The sequence below is a fragment of the Paenibacillus polysaccharolyticus genome, assembly GCF_023714295.1.
GTDB classification, from domain to species: Bacteria; Bacillota; Bacilli; order Paenibacillales; family Paenibacillaceae; genus Paenibacillus; species Paenibacillus polysaccharolyticus_A.
Genome location: NZ_JAMAUN010000006.1, coordinates 164,351 through 184,103, shown reverse-complemented (window position 1 = coordinate 184,103; position 19,753 = coordinate 164,351). Strand labels below are relative to the sequence as shown.

The window sequence follows — 19,753 nt, the reverse complement described above, 5'->3', positions numbered from 1 at the left end:
ATAAGCGTATTCAACGTTAAAGCGAGCATCTGCTTGCCGTATAAAAGTGTAATTACAGAGGCCGAGAACCTATCTCGGCTCTTTGTTTTATTTTTCGATACATCACATCGATTCCTAAGGAGGTTATTCCAAGATGACACATACATACGACAGTCTTATCGCGCAGCTAGAGGAATTAGGCATAGATCGTCACGGCACCTTGTTGATGCATTCTTCGATGAAGAGTATGGGAGAGGTGGAAGGCGGAGCAGATACCGTACTGGATGCGCTGAGTGAGTATATGAAGGATGGGTTGCTCGTTTTGCCTACGCATACGTGGTCTACCATTAACAAAAGTAATCCATTGTTCCACGTGGAAACGTCTTCCTGTTGTGTGGGCATTCTGCCGGAGTTGTTCCGTAAACGTCCTAACGTTGTCCGTTCCTGGCATCCTACACACTCTGTAGCTGCATTAGGGAAGGACGCACAGGCATTTATACAGGACGATCATCTCTTCGATACGCCATGTGCACGAGGTTCTGCATGGGGCAAGCTACTTGATCGCAAAGCAACAATCCTGCTGGTGGGGGTGGACTTGAAGCGGAACACGTTTATTCATGGAATCGAGGAGTGGGTGGACATTCCGGGCAGAATGACGAATGAACATGAGATGCTGTATACTGTTTTGCCAGATGGAACTAAAATTTCCGTGCCTTCACGCAGACATTGCGGCTTATCCTGGTCAGAGCACTTCTGGAAGGTGGATGAGGTACTGGTTCAAGCAGGCGCGATGCACAAAGGGAGTTTTGGAGATGCCGTTGCAAGTGTCTGTGATGCTGAGAGAACAACCGAGGTGCTTACGGAGATGTTGAAGGAAAACCCGGATTTGTTCTCGGACAATGAGCCGTTGGCAGATGTGAAGTAAGTGGACTTGAAGCGTTGATATCAGGTACGAAAAGGGAGTCTGATTTTTATGGGAAGCAAACAGTTTTCTAACGAATTTCATGGAAATAACGGATTAACTGAGGCAAGACACGAGCTTCAACTTCGTTTAATCGTTGCGGAGAAACAGATTTCTGCTAAAGAACCTTTGATGGATCATGAGCTAGTCATGAATAGATTGAAAAGAAAAATAGAAATAGCACGGACGTAGGAGAGTTACCAGTAGTGAAGCTTTTTTTTTTCAATAAAATAGATTACGTATTCCGTTACGGGCTGGATAACGCTCAGTTGCAAGCTGGGCGTTTTTTTTGACGTGGAGTCTTCAAATAAAACGTTCACAAAAGTGCAAAAAATGAATGCGATTTCAATCAGAGGTTGGGCTGACTTCCAGTGAATGGGCTACTCAGCGTATCAGGGGTGTGGTACGATATGGGTAATTTAACCAGTGCGTAATAGGAGTTTTGAAGAAGTGCAAAATCTGAAGTACACATCCCATATAAGTGCTTTTAGAAATATCATAAATAACAAAATGACAGAAGTAGAATAGTACTAAAATTCAAAAGTATATCAACTTATCAGAATTTCCCTGATAACTATGGAACAGTGTCACTTCCAAGAAGGAGAAGATTTGTGAACCCATTAGTGTGGTATGATCTTTCGTTATTCGTGCTATTGTTTGGTGTGGGCGTGTATGTGTTTGCTACCGTTAGAATTACCAATTTACATAAGGTATATTTTTTGTTTCACGGTTTGATGATGATGTGGCCGTTCTGTCAATTTGCGAGTACGCTCACCGATGATCCGGGCCTGCAGTTGTTCTATGTTTTGCTGTCTTTTGTGGCGGTATCCCTGCTAGGGAGCGGGTGGCTGCTGCTGACGTTATTTATTACCGGTTATGCGGAACGATTAAGCCAAAGGCGGCTGGTGCTGCTGTTTGTGCCCGCTGTGATCGGAGCAATTGGGGTCGTGGCGAACCCTTGGCATGATTTTGTAATCCCCCTGGAGGGCGGTTATATCGAGCGTGCCTATGGCCCATGGTTCTGGGTGGTCATGTTCATTTTGGTGAGCTATTTCGTGACTTCCCTCGTCATTATGTTTCGGGCCGTATTCTCGTCCAAGACTCCCGCGATGATTCAAAAGCAGGTCAAAATCACCCTTTGGGGTATTTTTGTGCTGGCCATGTTCGCGACGCTGGATGCGGTCCTCAATGTGCTACTGAGCCGCTGGTTGCCAATTATTCCGGGTCTAACCTCGCTGGGTATTTTCCTGTCCGACCTGTTCTTCGTGTATGTGATTAAAAGGTATAACGTGTTCAATCTGGTCTCCATCGCCCATGAGGACGTCATTAATACGATCCCGTATGGCATTCTGGTGCTGGATGAGAACGAAGTGATTGTGGAGGTGAACAAGGCCTCTCGTTTTTTCATAGAACAACATGTAGGGGATGTCTGGGACATGGAGGCATTTCTCGCCGGGGTGTCTGTGGAGGGGAATAGTCGGAAGTTCCTGAACAAGTATCGTTTGAAAAAAATGGAGCTTTGCCAGATCGAAGTGATCGTAGAGAAAGACGGCCAGCTCTGCCACTATATTCTGCAATCTTCTCCGATTGTAGACTCCGCTCTTGCACCGCTAGGGCATCTGCTGACGTTCCAAGATGTCTCGCAGGAGCGCTTCTATGCGAAAACGATGAACCAGCAGTACAAGACGCTACAAGAGCGCAATGAGGCACTGGATCTGATCCGGCAGGAGTTGTCCGATGCCAACCGCAAGCTGGAAGAGCTGGTGCTGACGGACAGTCTGACGCAGTGCTATAATCGCCGTTACCTGACGCAACATCTGAATCATGAAGTACTCACGAACCTTCAATATAAAATGCCTTTCTCCCTCATGTTGCTCGATATTGACCACTTCAAAGCCATTAATGACCACTATGGTCATGTTGTTGGGGATGAAGTATTGGTGCGCACAGCGGAGGCACTCCGGCAATCGGTGCGAAGTACTGATATTCTGACCCGCTATGGCGGAGAGGAATTCATGATCTACCTGCCGCATACCGAGCATGATCTAGCGATTGATATGGCGGAGCGTGTAAGACAGACCGTGGAATCCAACCGGATTGCATTGAATTATGGGATGGGAGAAATAGCAATTACCATTAGCGTCGGGATTCTATCGATAGATGATTTTACGTATGAGGATGAAGACGTGCCGGAAGATGGCGAGCGCTATTTAATTCAGCTATTTGATGCAGTGGACAAGGCGCTGTATCAGGCGAAGCAAAAGGGCCGGAACCGGGTGGAGTATGGGGTGTTGGTGCGGGATGTGGTGTGAGGGAACAGGGGAATATTTACAGATACTATTAGGACAGGAGCTTGAGATAATACTTCATGTAATGTGAAAATTTAAAAATCATAAACTATATTGACTATATAGTAATAAATGATCCTAGATATAGCACTAATGAATTTTACATCCTATAATTGTAGATGAGTATCAATTGACTTTATATAGACGAAAATTTCAAGAAAAGGGGGTTGGAAATTTTGGCAACAGCAAATCAGATCAAGATGTTAATTGAAGCACATGTCTCAAAGAATGATGATAGATTCAGAACTATAGTTCTTCAATTAGCTGCCCATGAGGCAAAATTAGGCCATACTTCATTTGCAAGAGAAATCAGGAATATCTTAAATTCTAAGTCAGATAACGATAAAAATTTGATTCAATTTAATAAAGATGTCAGTGAGTTAATTGATATAACAATTAGTTACGGAAAATTAAGTGAGCTTATTGTTACAAATGAGTTGAAAGAAAGAATTAATCGTGTACTAAACGAGTATAGAAAAAGAGATAAATTAAAGAAATTTGGCTTGAATAATAGAAGGAAAATACTATTAGAGGGTCAGCCAGGAACGGGTAAAACACTTACTGCCTCTATAGTTGCTTGTGAGTTAGGACTTCCGTTATGTACTATAAAAATGGACAAGTTAATGACCAAGTATATGGGAGAGACAGGTTCTAAACTAAGGATAGTGTTTGATGCTATCAGAGAAAATCAAGCTGTTTATTTATTTGATGAATTTGATGCGATAGGAACAGATAGAAGTAAAGATAATGATGTCGGAGAAGTTAGACGGATTTTAAATCTATTTTTACAATTTATAGAACAAGATAGCTCGGAAAGCTTAATTATTGCAGCAACTAATAACCGCCAGCTTCTAGACCCCGCATTATTTAGAAGATTTGATGATGTATTAAATTACACGCTTCCTAATGAAAACCAAATACCAGATCTGATCCTCAATAGGCTTGGACAATTTACACCTAACGATGCAGATATGGATAGCATTTTAACGCTTAGTAAATCTTTAAGTCATGCAGATTTAACAAAGGCTTGTGATGATGCTATTAAAGAAGCCATCATGTCAGATAGAAAGATAGTAGATATCGAGCAACTTAAGAAGATGATAAAAGAGAAAATTAGATAAATAGGAGGAAAGAGATATGGCTGATCAATTTTTCTCGCATTTCTTTCTTAACACAGCAGAAGCACACAATTACAAAGGAAAAGGGCAAGGGGGCTCGAAATTTCCTCAAAGAAATAGACTTACACATAGTAGAAAATTACAAAAACAATTTGAAAGCTTATGGGTTAATACTAATGAATCAGTAAGTTCAGTTGCTACTTTCTCAAAAGATGGAGTATATGCTGAATTTAAAAATTTACCAGGCTATGACATAAAATTTGAAAGTCTCGAAAGTAGAAAAGACGGTATTAGATTATTAAATATAAGGGAACAAAAGGTGGGAGAAAAAGTCGAAAGATTAGCAACAGTTTTTATTCCAAAAGATAAACGGAATATATTTCTGAACAAACTACAAAAATATATGACTGAAGATACTAGCGCTGGAAAGCCAAAAAACGCGGCATTAATTGATGGGATAGAAAACATAAACGAGGCGTTCTTAGAGTCATTCTGGGGAGTAAGTGAAAAGAAATGGATACCTCAAGATGAGAGCGTATGGTGTGAAGTTTGGCTCAGTAGTAATAGTGAAGAAATTTATGAGGAATTTCTACTTTTAGCTAGAGATATTCTTAGATTAGAAATAAAGGATAATTACATCAACTTTCCCGAGCGCAGGGTACTTATGGTTAGAGCAAATAGGAAGAATTTACATGATTTGATAAAGGGTAACGGTAACATTGCTGAGATGAGAAGAGCGTCAGAAGCAGTTTCCTTTTTTGTGGATTTAGAAAACAAAGATCAGGTTGAATGGTCATCTGATCTTATTGAGCGCTTAAATGTAAGCGACGATACTAATATATGTGTAAGTATTATTGATACGGGAGTAAATAACGGACATATGCTACTTAGTCCATTATTAAGTGATGATGATTGTTACACATATAACACGAAATGGTCAGTATCAGACATAGCAGGACATGGTACAATGATGAGTGGTGTAGTTGCGTATGGAGATCTAAAAGAGGCTTTGTCAAGTTCAGACGATATAGAAATATCTCATAGAATTGAATCTTTAAAAATTATTCCTGATAATGGTCATAACCCACCTGAGTTATATGGGGACATTACTAAACAAATAATAAGTAACGCAATAATTAATTATCCCGAAAGACAGAGAATAATTTGTATGGCTGTGACAGCTCCACACTATCAGACGGATGATGGTAGACCATCATCATGGTCTGCCTCATTAGACGAATTAACATTTGGTAACCTTGATGAAATACATAAAATGTTTATAGTCTCTGCAGGGAATAACGAGATAAATAAAAAGGAAGACTACCCTGATAGTAACTATACTAGCGTAGTACAGAATCCGGGGCAATCGTGGAATTCATTGACTGTTGGTGCATACACTGACTTACATGAACCTTATGAGAATTATGTACCTTTAGCTCCTAAAGGTGGATTATCACCCAACAGTACGACCTCCTTTAGTTGGGATAAGAATAAATGGCCTATTAAACCAGAGATTGTGTTAGAAGGTGGGAACTTAGTAGTAGACTCATTTGGTGCTTGGACAGATAACAACCATAGTCTATTGACAACATCTCATAGACTCCAAAGTGAACAGTTTACTATGTTTAACGCTACAAGTGCAGCGACAGCTAAAGCATCGTGGATGGCTGCACAAATACTGTCTAAATATCCACAAGCTTGGCCGGAGACTGTAAGAGGATTATTAGTTCACTCTGCTAAATGGACAGATGAGTTGAAGAGACAATTTTTACTTGGAGATGCAAAGAAACATTATCATGATTTGGCTAGAATGTGTGGCTATGGGGTCCCAGATCTTGACCAAGCATTGTTTTGTTTAAAGAACAATGTAAGTATGGTATTGCAATCTAAACTAAAGCCCTTTAAGAAGCATAAATCTTCAATTGCTTTAAATGAAATGCATTTACACAAGCTTCCATGGCCTAAAGAGGTTCTCCTTTCTCTGGGAGAATTAGATGTAAAGTTAAAAATAACTTTATCTTATTTTATTGAGCCTAGCCCTGGTGAAGTAGGATGGAAGAGTAGGTATGCTTATGCATCTTATGGGCTAAGGTTTGATATGAATGGATCAGCTACAGAATCACAATTTATAAAACGCATAAACGAAGCAGCTAGAGAAGAGGAAGATGGGAATGCTCAATCAAGTAATATAGATTGGACATTAGGGCCAAATACTCGAAATAAAGGTTCCATTCATAGTGATATATGGGAAACAACTGCTTCGGAGTTGGCGACCAGCAATATGATTGGGATTTATCCGATTAGCGGATGGTGGAGTAAAAGACCTTGGTTGAATAGTTGGGATAGAGAGGTTAGATATACTCTGATAGTAACACTATCAACTCCTTCATCAGATGTTGATCTGTACACTCCTATTGAGTTAGCTACCAAGCTTAACAGCCAAGTGTTAGTTGATAATATTTAGATTTCTTCACGTAAAATGGTTGAAAATACATTTTAAATGAAATAAAATAAAATAGCCTTCAGCATTAGAGCTTTAGGGAAGTGGATGAGTTGTTGTCAAGATATTCAGAGTCAAATCTGTATACTTGCCACATAATTGATAGGATTGCAATAACTACAGTTATCATATCCGAATCATCTCCAGTCCACATTGCTATTATCTTAATTATAGTATAAGTGTTTAATGAAACGCAGCCTTGGGAAAGGGTTAAAGCTTTAAGGGTCTAACAGCTGCAGTGAAATGGCCCTTAAAGCTCACTCAAAAAATGAAAAATTTAAAATTTGTAACGAAACCGTTTCCGCATTTTGACAAGCCGATATCAGTATCAAAGACTGTGAATAGTAACCTCAGGAATCCCTCTTATATTGCCTCTCATAGTTTTTATCCGTTCATACACTACACATTAGTAACAAGGAAATATCACAAAAGCAAACTTAACTTAAGACCCAAAAACAGAGAGATATTTTATGCTGCACACATGGATGGATACATATTTAAGTATTATGGAGAACTGTTGAACAATATATATAATAATTATTGTGAAAAGGAAGGTTTTAGTGAAGTTTCTTTAGCCTATAGAAATAATAAAAATGGAAAAAATAATATACACTTCGCAGCCGAAGTAATACAATTTATAACTAATCAAAAAAAGGCTTTTATATTTGTGTCTGATTTTTCAAGTTACTTTGATAATTTGGATCATGCTTTACTTAAAGAGCGTTTGATTAGTGTGATTGGAAGAGGGGAGGAACTGTCCACTGATTGGTGGAATGTTTATAAACACGTCACGCGGTATAGTTGGGTCGAGAAGCATGATATAGAAAGAGATCTAGATAAAGCGGATCGAAGAAAAGGATCAAAAGAGCGATATTATACACCACAAGAGTTCAGGGGATTTAGAAAAAGAGTGAAAATATATAAGAATAAAACAAAAAAAGGAATACCGCAAGGGACTGCTATAAGTGCAATTTTAGCTAATGTTTATGCGTATGACATTGATAAAAGATTGAAGGAGTATGCATCAACAAGAGAAGGGATATATAGAAGGTACAGCGATGATATAATTATTGTCATTCCAATTGATGAAAATTCCACTGATAAAAATGAAGAACATGAGAACTATATAAAAAAAGTTGTAGAAGACAATAAGATTGAAATGGGTGTGAATAAAACTTCGTGTATGTATTATTATAATAATACAATTTATCGAAAATTGGATGGGACAGAAAGTGGGTTTTTAGATTACCTCGGTTTTGCTTTCGATGGGATTAATGTAACTCTGAGAGAGAAAAGTTTATATAAATACTACCATAGAGCATATCGGAAAGTTGAAATAATAAATAAAGAGAGTATAAAAAGAGGGAAAAAAGTAGGTAGAAAGAAACTTTACTCTTTATATACTCATTTAGGGAGAAATTATAAAGGTTACGGTAATTTTATTTCTTATGCTAAAAGAGCTCATTCTGAGTTTGAGAAGAATAATAATGTCAATAGCCTGATTTATAAGCAAATAAAGCGCCATTGGAACAAAATTCAGAAACGATTAATCAAGGTTTAATTAACTTAAATGGGCACCTTACTAGGTGTCCTATTTCATTTATAGAAAAGCATCTTTTATCTCATTTAGTATCTTTCTCAATGCGGTATGCTGCTGAATATTGAGTTGACTAAGTATAATACCATATTCATCAACTGCTTCACGTTTTGATTGAACAAAATCACTCGTATGAGTAGTTGAAATTGGATCATATAATAAGTCATGTGCCGAAGTATCCAGACCTTTAAGAATTTTCTCTAGTGTATCAATTGAAAAGTTCCTCTCTCCACGCTCTACAGATCCAATGTAAGCATCGTCTAAACCTGAAAGCTCGGCAAGTTGCTGCTGTGTTAAACCCTTCGCTTTCCGTATTTCCCTAATCCGTTCTCCAACCGAATTGCGTAATTTTGTCATAATAACCACCTCTCCTACAGGTTAGGAGAGTATCGATGTATTTAGCAGAGACTTAAAGGCGGTAAAATCTATTGAAAAAACTGCGATTAAGTACTATATTTGATTTATTGTACTACTTCTTTGGAGTTTCTGAAAGTGAATAAATGAAAGGCTACACTGTAAAGCATAGATAGCTTTGTTTCATTATCTCTAATATTCATATTATAAGGAGGCTTCCTTTTTTGCGATCATCGATCCTGAAATCCCTCAAACCGGACATTATCGTTGAGATGCTGGATATGGCTGTGGCTTTTGAAAATTGGAGCAAGGTGCTGGAGACGGCGGACGTGTTGTACCAGTGCGCGAAGTGTATATATGAAGAACGGATGGAGTGTCAACAGGAAGGTGGGTCTAAACTTCATATTCATACGGAACGTCCATTGGTTTATTACATGGGATTGAGCCATATGATGCGAGGTATGGCTTATCAGAAGCTGGGGCAGATCGATCAGGCGAGAGAGTGTATCCGGCAGTATGCAACATTGGGGTGTATGGAAGGATTGGATGAGGCAGAGCTACAAGTTGTGCAGGAGTTCAAACGGAAAGCCGAAATCCATCGTTATGCACTAGAGATTGAAGCGGGGCAGGTTGAGCTTCTGGAAGGGTACGTGAACCTTTTGCTGGAGTATCCGGAGGAACGTTTGTCAGGGTTGAAGGTGGTCACAGAGGCCGCGGTGCGGCATGGGTGGCGGATTGATTTTATCATACAGATGATTGAGGAGAAGGTTGATGGGTCAGGAGTGGGAATGGATTCATTAAACAACGATGATATGTACCATTATTGTTATCAAAGGGCTTTATATGAACAGTGGATAGGAAGGCCACAGGAGGCGGTGGACTTTATTTTGAAGGCGATGTGTGTAGCGGACAGACTGGGGATGGAGAGGCATATTATCAAGTGTATAGCGGTATTGGAGTCGTTGCGAGAAATGGCGACGGAGGAGCAGATTGAGCAGTATCGGGTGTTTTTGGCGCGGATAAAGTAGGGAGCGTTATTGGGTTTACTGAAAATGGTAGGATGTGCTTGGATGTGGGTATATGCATATAGGACTATAGCACCGATGAGTGGTGTGTCACATGTCGGGTTATAGGTAAATTCAGGATGTTAGCCGGATAGTTTTACATATGATACTTCTGCTAACATAGGATAATCCTATTTCAAATGAGCGGAGAAAGCGTATGAGTACAATCAAAGTGACCCCTGAACAATTACATCACGTATCGAATCAGGTGGATCAGGCGAGACAACAGTTGGAGCATATCCAGGATAACCTTTCAAGGCAGATCATGTTTCTTCAGGCCGTATGGCTGGGTGTGACGCAGGAGCGTTTTTATGGTGATTTTGCAAGATCACGTACCGTATTACAGAAAGCACTGGAGAGCATGTTGTATACTTCAAAAGAGTTAAAGGATATTGCTACGAGGTTTGAGCAGGCAGATTCGGAGAAGGGCAGTCTAGGTAGTGTTATTGGTGCCGTGGGTGCGGTAGCCATGATGAGGAGCTCGGGAAGTGATGCGGGTTCGGAGGATAAAGGCTACCGGATGGCGCAAGTCAACGTGTTTGGGAAACTGGTACAGATGCCTGTGAATGAGGATGGTGTTACTGATCAGGCGGCCTTGCAGGCGTATCAAAAGGATCAGGGACATTTGGACTTTAATCGGATGCAAGCCGTAGGGACTGAGGAACCTGGGGAAGATATTTTTGCTTTGCAGATTAAAGCCTTTGAAAATCGAATTCATCCTTTCACAGGCGAACCAGTGAACGATCGATATGCACAAATGATGGTGACTTCTCTGAAGTTCAGTCAGGTTTTAATGGCTTTTCAGATGGTTCGCGGAAGTATGCCGGGGCGCAAAGGGCCGTTTCGCTTGCCTGCCTCTCATCCGGCGGTAGTGAAGATGAAGAAGAATTTAGAGGATCATAAGGCGAGAGCGAATAAAAGATTAGATGAAAGTAAAAACAATGCTAGTATGCCTAATAAAAAATTCTCTGATATGGATGAAAATGAACAACTAGCAATATCAAAACAATATGCTAAGATTGCTCCCATTGACATCCCTGACGGTGCAACAATGAAGGCCAAATCCATGAATGATGGATACGAACAGATAACTTACAAATGGAATGATGGAACATATAAATATGAGGTGAGATGGCATACAAGAACATCGGGTGCACCTGTTGATCAAGGGAATACGTGGGTAATCCAAAGGACAATTCCGGGTAATGGTGGAAATAAACCTCAATCTTTCTATAAGATTGGAGCAGACGAGTGGGTTGAGGGTTACAAATGGTATGATGCCATAGCTGCAAGGAAAGCAGGTAATCCGACACCTGAGCAAGTCAGAATCTTAGATCAAGGACATTGGAAGGAGTAATATTATGAACGAAAGAATTAATGACACCTATTATATTGGATATGAGGGACAACCGGAAATTTCATTTTTCTTTGAGAGTCCTATTGAAAAGCATATTCTTAAAATGTGGATTGGATATTTTGAGACGCTACTTGATCTTATGACTCAGTACGCCCCTTCTGATGAATATATATTACATGAATACTGTGCTCATGAAGGGTGGTACGATGGGAGTCCTTGGGAAATACAAAACATTGGTGCGGCTATTCGTTTATTCGAGTCTTTTGATCTTAATAAAGCCAGTGGTGAGCAACTAGAACAAGTAAAAAACATCGTTCCTGACATTCCAGGAGTAGCGCATCAGATAACGGCTTTTCTTGAAAAGGCTATAACAAACGGATGCAAAGTGTATATTGAATACGATTGAGTGGGACCGGAGTGTGCTCAAAATATGTTCACGATTTCATTTAAAGCCATAGATGATTTGGACTCGTTGGAGCAAATGTCCGCAGAGCAGTTTGATCAGGCCAAACAAGATATAGATGGAATGATGGAATTGGATTTCAACGGAAGTACGTATGGTATGTTTTTTGATGATTGCCCATTCGGTAATGAGAGACTCATCAGATGGTTTGTTGACTTATTGACGGTGGCTCAGATGTTGAGAGTGAATCCATACGTTGCTTATCGAATTCCTGATAGTGCTAATCTATGGTTGGAGTTTAAAGCACTTGGAGAAGAACTGCTAGTTAGCTTAGTGGAAGATACGGATCGTGAAGTAGTTATGGACTTATTTATTACTGAACCGCTTGAGGAATTCAAGTACTCAACATGGAGTGGGGTTTCTATAAATTTGGAGTCCTTCGTAGAGGAAATCATACGTAATACACATCTGTTTCTGGATTTCATCTCTGAACTCAACGCTAAACTACTGAAAAGTGAGAATGTTGCAAGAATGAATGCGAAGTTGTCTGATTTAGAGCAGGAGCCCTCAACTTAAAATGGAAGGGCAGGTCTATCTACATGCACCAAGAAGTTAGGGAGATCATACGAAAAAGAGCGGTTCTTCATATGAATGATCCCGTTATTGAGAAGTATAGAGAGGAACTAATTCATGTCTTAAGCCAAAATGAAAAAGATACCATCGATTTTCTAAAAAAGTGTAGTAAAGAGGAAGCTCTTTGGGTCAGTGAGGTATTCGAAGAGATAGCTTATCATCTTCAAAGTGTTGAATATATTAACACGCTCAAGGATATTAACAAAAAATACCCCGAATTAAAATTGACTAATGTTATTAACACAGCTGTTTCTTACATGGATTAGAGGACGAGGGACGGATGAGAAACGATATGTATATCAGATTCGAACTTCATACAAAATGGGTTGATACTAGCGGTCAGGAAGGTGAGCAACTTCGATTGCAAGATGTTGATTTTCGTAGATTTGATATCTCTGATATTTGTTTAGAACAGTCATTTATAGCTAGTTGTACGTTTGAGGGTCTGAGTCTTAACAATATAGATTTTCATGCCTCTGTTTTAAGTTCGTCATTATATAAAAATAGCAACTTTACTCATTGTGATTTTTACAAATCAGACTTGTCATATGCAGAATTCTCCAACTCCAACGTGGATAAAGTTCGATTTTCAAGAGGCGATCTATGGGAAACACGATTTGATAATGCAACAATTAAAAACTGTAATTTCTCAGCCTGCAACCTCTCTTTAACTGATTTTAGCCATGCCTCATTAACAGATGTAGACTTGAGTGAGGCAAGGTTTGAAGGGGTTTTGTTTGATGGAGTAACGTTAAGAAACATCAAAGGAATAGAAGAGGCCAATTTTCACAGCATTCATATTGGTTCAGCCGATAAACCTCTAATTCTCAAAGGGCAGGAAGCAAGGGATTGGCTCCGCATGAAGGCTGAAGAAAGCATGTAGAATCGGAAGAAATCCATCACCTGTGTATCTTTTTAATTTGGAGTGATCCATTTGATAAAATATATGAATTTCGATTCCTTCAGAGGATATTTACTTAAGACACTAGATGAGTTGTCTACTTATCATAAGGTGGAACTGGGGAATCACAGCACGTTTATCATTACTCCTGTAGAAGAGAGGGGGAAGACGCTGAACTCTACAGATGAATACATTCACCGTGGAATGCTGAACTCCGATAATTTAGAAGGTCGTTTTTTTGATGTCGATTCGGTTATTAAAATGTTAGGTTGCAGACTTCCGCTGTGCCCCATGTGGGTAAAAGTTTCGCTTCGAGATCCAGGGGATGAAGCACTTATCATAGAATTGCAGACAAGCTTGAGATTCCGCAAGCCCAGTTTATTGCAAAATCAAGAAACAGGACATCCACCGTTTATAGCAGTCTTCCCCTCTCAAAATGAATAAATTTAGATGGATGCCCAGACGTTTTACCAAGAGCTAAAAGTGAATGACATCATAATTGGATGGGGTAATCAGAAGTATGTACAAACAACTTGATCATCTTTTATCCGCCGAGACAACAGTTGATTCCTGGTACGATGACGGCTGTGTTATAGCCACAGAAATTCTTGAAGGTTTTAATCCAGATGATTGGCATATTTTATCTAGAGAAGCATGGAGCAAACCCCTCAACTGGCAGAAAAAGCTTGCATACTGCTTGGACAGTACTCGAGAGATGCATGAATTTGAATTGTTGCTGTCTCTAATGACTATTGAGGATAGAGAGTTATTTGTAATATGTATAGATACACTACGGAGCTATACATCCCCTGAGCATAAACAAAGATTAATGCATGAGCCTCTGTTACTAGAGCGTGTGGCTGCTGCACTGTCTGGGGCAGGCATTGCGGAACGAAGGGTACTGGAGGATTTTCTTAGAGGCTTAATAATCTGACCAGATTCGGAGGGGTGCACCTGAGTAAACGGATTATGGACATTTACTGTATAGATTATGATAGCCAGATTGGCAACAGTAATCCTGTGGCTTTGGAGCAGTGGTATGGTAGGTTGCTTAACAAAAAAGTAGATGATCTAAACTTAGAAGATGTAAGCCGAATGCTGGGTCAGCGTGTGTTTTTGGAACTGGGTATAGAAAAGGCGATGGAAATTTTGTCCGAGGATCCTCTTGCTGGGGAGATGTATGAAGGTCATTTGCTAGAGCTCTTGTATGGTATCGAACTGGGTGAATTTCAGGATATGGAACAGTTGAAAATATTACTCCGGCATATTCATGCTAGTCTTCCACAATTCGAATGGCCTCATCAAGAGGAACAAGAAGAGTACGCTGACTTAGTGCAACGGTTTATAGCAAAATTTTGAGAAGAAATTACTATCTGGGCTGTCAGATCATAAGGTCAGTATTTTTACATAAGACAAACCCCGAGGGGATGGAAACATGTACGAATACCATGGATGGGCTACAATTAGGGAAAGTGCCTCGTTTGAAGAAGATGAGGATCGATATGATGAAGCTATTCAGGAGTTGCAGAAGTACATTGCGAAGTTGAATTGGCCTTCAGGTGTACTAGATCTGAGGGCTGTTAACGGTGACTATCAGCTTTGGATTGCTGGCCTTGATAACCACAAACCTGAGACCGATTATAATCCGATTGAAGTTTTCAGAAAAACAGGTGAGTTAGCCCCGGGTTCCTACGGCATTCTTTACGTAAGAGATAGTGATGATCCAGCATCATCTAATCAATTCAAGGTGTACACGTTAATACGAGGCGAGATCGCAGAGAAAGAAGATCCATTTCTTTCACCTTTTGTGCCGAAATTAGAGGATGAATGTTGAGTATTTGCTCCTAAGAACGGAAATGAACAAGAGGTGGTTGGAGTGAATCTACAAGCGGCAATAACAAGGATTAATGCGATCCATTGGGAAAGCGTAGGAACGAGCTCTTCCGAAATAGAAGCTGATTTAGCGCGCGAGTTTTTAAGAAGATTAGCACTCTTCTTTAGAGATATGTCTACTAGAACTTTGCCTCCTTTCATAGCTAATGTTGCCAATATACTTGGGGATGAACAGGAGATTGAAATCTCAAATTATTGCAACGTGGAAGCCATGGGAACACATGGTAGTAACGTGTATGTCTATAAAGTTTTTGAATACTACTTGCAGTTAGCGAAGCTGGCTGATCAGGATCATGGTTATGTTGATTACTTACTTATATATGAACCATTCATCAAAATCTTTGAAAGAGAAGGACTGGTTGTACTCAAGCCAGGAGAATTAAACGTGGTAGGGTGTGCGCATATTCCATTAAATCATTGGTACGATAAGTTTATAGATATGGAACCGCTCGACTTAAACAACTTAGAAGAATAATGATCGGGAAGGGTCTTCTTATGGAACTAGCATTGTATGTTTTCAATAAACAAGATACGAAACACCTAGCGACATTATTAATGAGTGCTATACAGTCAGTTTCGCCAGAAACTCGCATGTCATGCAAGGATGATTACTGCACATTAATGAATTCCAACTTTTCTTGTATTGTGCAAGATGATGATGAATTAGTGAGTTTTACAAGGGAAGAGTTAAGTCTAAATATTAACTATTGCGTCTCTGTTACGATTTTCTCATATTCGCCAGAACAAGCACTACGGGTTATCTTTCAAGCGGTGAATAAACTAATTGCACAACTGGATAAAGATGTAGCACTGACAGATAGTTCATCTGGAGTGATTTTTTTGAGGTCTAACGGTCAGCTCATTATGGACTCACATTGCCGAGAGAATCCTGACATTTATGACTGGCCTTTTGATGTGCTGGAAGGCAACTTTATTGAGAAGGACATGGCGGGATTACTCTGAAAAGGATCACGAGGAGAGGGGTAACAATATGGGGGCTACATTAGCTAAAGGGATCGAGCGTTTGTCTGCGATTTCGTTTCAAATGGATAGCTTTTCTCCCCAAAACTCACATCACATATTAATCAGTGAGTATCTAAGACGTGTGAATGTATTCCTAGACAAGCTGAGCCTATTCCCAGATGGTTATCCCCTATTTAGCTTTGCCAAGATGATTGGAAGAGAGATAGATGCTGATGTGTACCGTGCTTGTCCCCAGTTGGATACACTTCATAATGTCTATATGAAGGCCGTTTGTTATAGCTATCTGGAAGTGTGCGAATTAATCGATCTAGGAGTAGATGATGCGATTCAAAATGCTGATCTGCACGAGCCAATGTTGAAATTCTTCGAACGAGACGGGACTTTTAATATACGAAAGGGTGAACTGGAAGTAGGTGATGCAGCATATCCACTAATGTATTGGAGAAATCTGGCGATCCCTGTACAAGATATTAGCGATAATTCCTTGGATCTCATAGATCGTAATGGGCTGGAGGGATAATGATGTCGGTGGGGCTGTATAGATACAGCGGAGAACTAGATGACCGGGAATCGGAACTAACGCTTAGTGAGAATATCTCCACTCAGGACTTTTATGATGAGCACTGGGAGAGAGCTATTCATGAACTGGGCATCTCGATTATACAGGATAGCTCCCAGATTGCCTTCCATCAGCTTGAGGATGCACTGGATGAATTGGAACGTTTGAGAGAATGGGCTATCCAGCGGTTGGACGGAGCCAATCTGGAGTATATGAAAGGTAGAGTAGAGCATTTACAGCGGATTTTACCGAATGCTTTTGACAGTGAAGAAGTTATTTTGTACATATTCTAAGAGCATGGAGATTTGGTGGGATAATAACAGGAACGGATAGTCAGTTAAGGAAGAAGAGGTGGGGGTATTCATGAATTTGCTCGTGATAGGGATAGAGAGAATAGAGCGTATAAACTGGAATGTTTCTGCACGAGTAGATGATCCCTCAAATATGGCATTGGTGCAGGAGTATATCCGAAGAGCAGCATTACTGATTACGACATACCATTTAGAAACATCCTATCCATTCTTCAATGCTGCTCGCGCACTTGGACATCATTCCACTTTAGATGTAATGGATCAATGCCCTCGGTTAGGCGAGTTAACGAACAGTTTTATGAAAGGAACTTGTGTAGCGTATCTAGAATGGCTGAGCTTAGTTGAGTCTGGAATTGAAGAAGCAATAAAGTTTCATGATCTGTACGATCCCCTCATACTTCTGATTGAACGAGGCGGAAGGGTTAGCATGCGGCATGGTGAGATTAGAACAGGTAGATATGTCTTCCCTTTGGCAAATGCCGAATATATGTCTAAGCAGGCTCCGATAGATTTAAGTGACGCGGGACTGAGAGCATGGTCACAACAATAAACGTCAATATGATATGTTCTGAAGTCTGTTGAATGGAAATCGAATGTAGCCTCTGCCTGTGCAAGGGCTATTCTTTTTATTGGAGATTAATAAACTATTGTACGGTGTTAGTTGATTAATTAGACAGTAAATGAGGAAGTATTGTTTGAGGTTTACTGAAAATGGTAGGATGTGCTTGGAAATATGGGTATATGAATTTAGGACTATAGCACCGATGAGTGGTATGTAGGATGTTGGGTTATAGGTAAATTTAGGATGTTAGCTGGATGGTTTTGTATCTCATACTTCTGCTAACATAGGATAATCCTATTTCGAATGAGCGGAGAAAGCGTATGAGTATAATCAAAGTGACCCTTGAGCAATTACATCACGTATCGAATCAAGTGGATTAGGCGAGACAACAGTTGGAGCATATCCAGAATAACCTCTCAAGGCAAATTATGTTTCTTCCAGGAGAAAAATAAACAATGAAGTATATGATTGCCTGTCAAAACTGTATGTTTTTCTAGGTGTTTCAAAGACTTAAGTCGATCTTGAGAATTACCACTGCCGTTTGACGAAGAAGCATTTCATAGTCCAGAGGAAAGTGTAAATCTTAAAGCGCAGGAAGAACCGTAAAACAATGAAGAACGTTTCTCAAAAAAACGGCGGCCTTCTCCGATTGAGTTCCGGGAGAAAGTCGCCGTGTAATTAAAATCCCTCTTTTTTATTGTCTACTTGATAGAGCTATTACTCTATTAGGGCAGGAAAGTTAACCTGTTATTATGATTAGTAGTTTCTATTTCCAAGTTATATCTTGATTTGCTGTGTTTACACTACCACTTGTAGGTGTGTAGGTAACCTCAAGAGCTTTCCATGCTAGAGACACACCAAATTGACCAAGAGGATTAGACTTTGCTTCCATATATGAGACAATTGCTCTGTTCACGGCCGAGGAGTTGACTTTTCTCATAGTAAACCAAGTGGTCCCTTTATACCTGTAATTGATATTGGCAGGAGTCAATTCCCAAGATGCACCATATAGGCTATACCCATCTGAGGCTGGTTTTCCACCATTAGCAAAACCGTTTGTACCATCGTTCACCCATCCCAACCAAGTGGCATTACTAATATTGAAAAAGCTTTTGTACATATCGGCACCATAGCTCCCAGACTGAATTTCCCATCCAGCAGGAATTGCAATTGAAAATCGATCATCTTTTATACCTGATGGACCCTGAGATGGTCCTTTACCAGTAGTTAACCATTCGAAGTTCCCATATATCTGCTTCTGTGAAGATGTAGCACCGTTAAAAACGGTAATTCTAAAAATAAGATCACTTCTCGGAATCGCAGCTAGTGGAGTTATTATATTTGAGGTGTTTATTAGTTCCCCCGGTCTCTTCATTACGGATGAATGATTGAGTTGAAGAAGTGACATACTCTAAATTCTCACCAGAATTTTTAACAATAGTCTCCTTTAAATCGAAATCATAAGTATTGACCTCGTATTCTGGCATACCTGAATCGATAAGGATTTCATTAAGTTCTTGTTCTGAATATTTTACATCTGAGGCGTATACATCAATTGATAATATGGAAAAAGTTAATAGTAAAGTTAGAAAAGAAAAAGCTAGCTTTCTCATAGTGAAGGTACCTCCTAAAATAGTATTTTTTATAAACGATTTAAATCCCTTTTCTTCACCTCCTCTAAGTAGTAAGATATTATTTAAGGAGAGATATAAATGTATAAAAAGTTAAATTTAATTATTTTTATAATTTTAATTGTAATATTAAGTTCATGTAGTGTTTCAAAAACAACAACTGATGCTTTGGTTTCTGTCATTTCTAAGTCTTCTTCTAATTCAACTTACTGGATTGAAGTTAAAAATATGGAGAGTGAAGACTCTGAGAATTTCAAGTTATATTTAGATGATGAAAATCTGTGGAATGTCATAGAAGAAGGTAAAAATTATGTTGTTACTTATACTCATAAATCAGATAAAAATGAAGGTGATATATCTGTAATAAGAAATCCGAAATAGTAACTATATGTTATTAAATACTTTAAAAAGGAACAAGACCCAAAAGAATCAATTTATTACAAGAGAATTTGTATAAAATTGTCGAAAATTAGCTAAATTTAAGAGGGAAAATAAAAAAATGGCTTTAAGCAATAGGAAAGTCATTAAGGAAAGCCAATACGCATCTCATGTACAAAAAAACATCCCAAATCCGCTCTCATTGGAGAGACGGATTTTT

24 protein-coding genes are annotated in these 19,753 nt (G+C 39.4%); 22 read left to right on the top strand and 2 right to left on the bottom strand.

All coding sequences use genetic code 11. The annotated features are described in order from the left end of the window. Nucleotides 1-133 precede the first annotated feature (133 nt). The 6 genes from M3629_RS16430 (at nt 134) to M3629_RS16405 (ending at nt 8,467) form a co-directional block, all read left to right on the top strand. Nucleotides 134-904, top strand: coding sequence for an AAC(3) family N-acetyltransferase (locus M3629_RS16430; protein ID WP_251508431.1), 771 nt, complete (start codon nt 134-136; stop codon nt 902-904). Nucleotides 905-952: 48 nt separating this feature from the next. Further along, entirely contained in the window at nt 953-1,132 is a 180-nt protein-coding gene (locus M3629_RS16425) for a hypothetical protein (protein WP_251508429.1), read from the top strand. 419 nt (nt 1,133-1,551) lie between these two features. Then, on the top strand, nt 1,552-3,252 hold the full coding sequence (locus M3629_RS16420) for a histidine kinase N-terminal 7TM domain-containing diguanylate cyclase (RefSeq protein WP_251508427.1): 1,701 nt from the start codon (nt 1,552-1,554) through the stop codon (nt 3,250-3,252). Between the two features lie 212 nt (nt 3,253-3,464). Next, nucleotides 3,465-4,409, top strand: a complete 945-nt coding sequence (locus M3629_RS16415; protein WP_251508425.1) for an AAA family ATPase — start codon at nt 3,465-3,467, stop codon at nt 4,407-4,409. 16 nt (nt 4,410-4,425) lie between these two features. Further along, the gene (locus M3629_RS16410) at nt 4,426-6,870 is read left to right on the top strand and encodes a S8 family peptidase (protein ID WP_251508424.1); all 2,445 of its coding nucleotides are present in this window, start codon (nt 4,426-4,428) and stop codon (nt 6,868-6,870) included. A 553-nt stretch (nt 6,871-7,423) separates the two neighbouring features. Continuing rightward, complete coding sequence (locus M3629_RS16405) at nt 7,424-8,467, top strand: reverse transcriptase domain-containing protein (RefSeq protein WP_251508422.1); 1,044 nt, start codon at nt 7,424-7,426, stop codon at nt 8,465-8,467. Nucleotides 8,468-8,506: 39 nt separating this feature from the next. Here M3629_RS16405 and M3629_RS16400 read toward each other — a convergent pair whose 3' ends face one another. Next, nucleotides 8,507-8,860 (bottom strand): helix-turn-helix domain-containing protein, encoded by a 354-nt coding sequence (locus M3629_RS16400; protein ID WP_251508420.1) that lies wholly within the window; start codon nt 8,858-8,860, stop codon nt 8,507-8,509. A gap of 221 nt (nt 8,861-9,081) precedes the next feature. Between M3629_RS16400 and M3629_RS16395 the strand changes: the two genes are divergently transcribed. The 15 genes from M3629_RS16395 (at nt 9,082) to M3629_RS16325 (ending at nt 17,512) form a co-directional block, all read left to right on the top strand. Then, on the top strand, nt 9,082-9,885 hold the full coding sequence (locus M3629_RS16395; RefSeq protein WP_251508418.1) for a DNA-binding protein: 804 nt from the start codon (nt 9,082-9,084) through the stop codon (nt 9,883-9,885). Between the two features lie 193 nt (nt 9,886-10,078). After that, nucleotides 10,079-11,278, top strand: coding sequence for a WXG100 family type VII secretion target (locus M3629_RS16390; protein ID WP_251508415.1), 1,200 nt, complete (start codon nt 10,079-10,081; stop codon nt 11,276-11,278). A gap of 4 nt (nt 11,279-11,282) precedes the next feature. Beyond that, nucleotides 11,283-11,684, top strand: a complete 402-nt coding sequence (locus tag M3629_RS16385; protein WP_251508414.1) for a hypothetical protein — start codon at nt 11,283-11,285, stop codon at nt 11,682-11,684. Between the two features lie 24 nt (nt 11,685-11,708). Then, entirely contained in the window at nt 11,709-12,257 is a 549-nt protein-coding gene (locus M3629_RS16380) for a hypothetical protein (protein ID WP_251508412.1), read from the top strand. Between the two features lie 23 nt (nt 12,258-12,280). Continuing rightward, nucleotides 12,281-12,580 (top strand): hypothetical protein, encoded by a 300-nt coding sequence (locus M3629_RS16375; protein ID WP_251508391.1) that lies wholly within the window; start codon nt 12,281-12,283, stop codon nt 12,578-12,580. Nucleotides 12,581-12,594: 14 nt separating this feature from the next. Then, on the top strand, nt 12,595-13,197 hold the full coding sequence (locus M3629_RS16370) for a pentapeptide repeat-containing protein (RefSeq protein WP_251508367.1): 603 nt from the start codon (nt 12,595-12,597) through the stop codon (nt 13,195-13,197). A gap of 51 nt (nt 13,198-13,248) precedes the next feature. Further along, nucleotides 13,249-13,659: a hypothetical protein gene (locus M3629_RS16365; RefSeq protein WP_251508365.1), complete on the top strand. Its 411-nt coding sequence runs from the start codon at nt 13,249-13,251 to the stop codon at nt 13,657-13,659. 76 nt (nt 13,660-13,735) lie between these two features. Further along, nucleotides 13,736-14,149 (top strand): hypothetical protein, encoded by a 414-nt coding sequence (locus M3629_RS16360; RefSeq protein ID WP_251508363.1) that lies wholly within the window; start codon nt 13,736-13,738, stop codon nt 14,147-14,149. A gap of 14 nt (nt 14,150-14,163) precedes the next feature. Then, nucleotides 14,164-14,574, top strand: coding sequence for a contact-dependent growth inhibition system immunity protein (locus M3629_RS16355; protein ID WP_251508360.1), 411 nt, complete (start codon nt 14,164-14,166; stop codon nt 14,572-14,574). A 76-nt stretch (nt 14,575-14,650) separates the two neighbouring features. After that, a complete protein-coding gene (locus tag M3629_RS16350) occupies nt 14,651-15,049 on the top strand; it encodes an Imm7 family immunity protein (RefSeq protein ID WP_251508358.1) in 399 nt (132 codons plus the stop codon). Between the two features lie 42 nt (nt 15,050-15,091). Then, entirely contained in the window at nt 15,092-15,583 is a 492-nt protein-coding gene (locus M3629_RS16345; protein ID WP_251508356.1) for a hypothetical protein, read from the top strand. A 20-nt stretch (nt 15,584-15,603) separates the two neighbouring features. Further along, nucleotides 15,604-16,071, top strand: coding sequence for a hypothetical protein (locus M3629_RS16340; RefSeq protein ID WP_251508355.1), 468 nt, complete (start codon nt 15,604-15,606; stop codon nt 16,069-16,071). Nucleotides 16,072-16,099: 28 nt separating this feature from the next. Next, the gene (locus M3629_RS16335; protein WP_251508353.1) at nt 16,100-16,612 is read left to right on the top strand and encodes a hypothetical protein; all 513 of its coding nucleotides are present in this window, start codon (nt 16,100-16,102) and stop codon (nt 16,610-16,612) included. Beyond that, a complete protein-coding gene (locus tag M3629_RS16330; protein ID WP_251508351.1) occupies nt 16,612-16,944 on the top strand; it encodes a hypothetical protein in 333 nt (110 codons plus the stop codon). The genes M3629_RS16335 and M3629_RS16330 overlap by 1 nt, the downstream gene beginning before the upstream one ends. Before the next feature lie 70 nt (nt 16,945-17,014). Continuing rightward, the gene (locus M3629_RS16325; protein ID WP_251508349.1) at nt 17,015-17,512 is read left to right on the top strand and encodes a hypothetical protein; all 498 of its coding nucleotides are present in this window, start codon (nt 17,015-17,017) and stop codon (nt 17,510-17,512) included. 778 nt (nt 17,513-18,290) lie between these two features. Here the strand turns inward: M3629_RS16325 and M3629_RS16320 are convergent. Then, a complete protein-coding gene (locus tag M3629_RS16320; protein ID WP_251508347.1) occupies nt 18,291-18,932 on the bottom strand; it encodes a hypothetical protein in 642 nt (213 codons plus the stop codon). 304 nt (nt 18,933-19,236) lie between these two features. Here M3629_RS16320 and M3629_RS16315 point away from each other — a divergent pair, with 304 nt between their 5' ends. Then, a complete protein-coding gene (locus M3629_RS16315; protein ID WP_251508345.1) occupies nt 19,237-19,536 on the top strand; it encodes a hypothetical protein in 300 nt (99 codons plus the stop codon). Nucleotides 19,537-19,753: the final 217 nt, after the last annotated feature.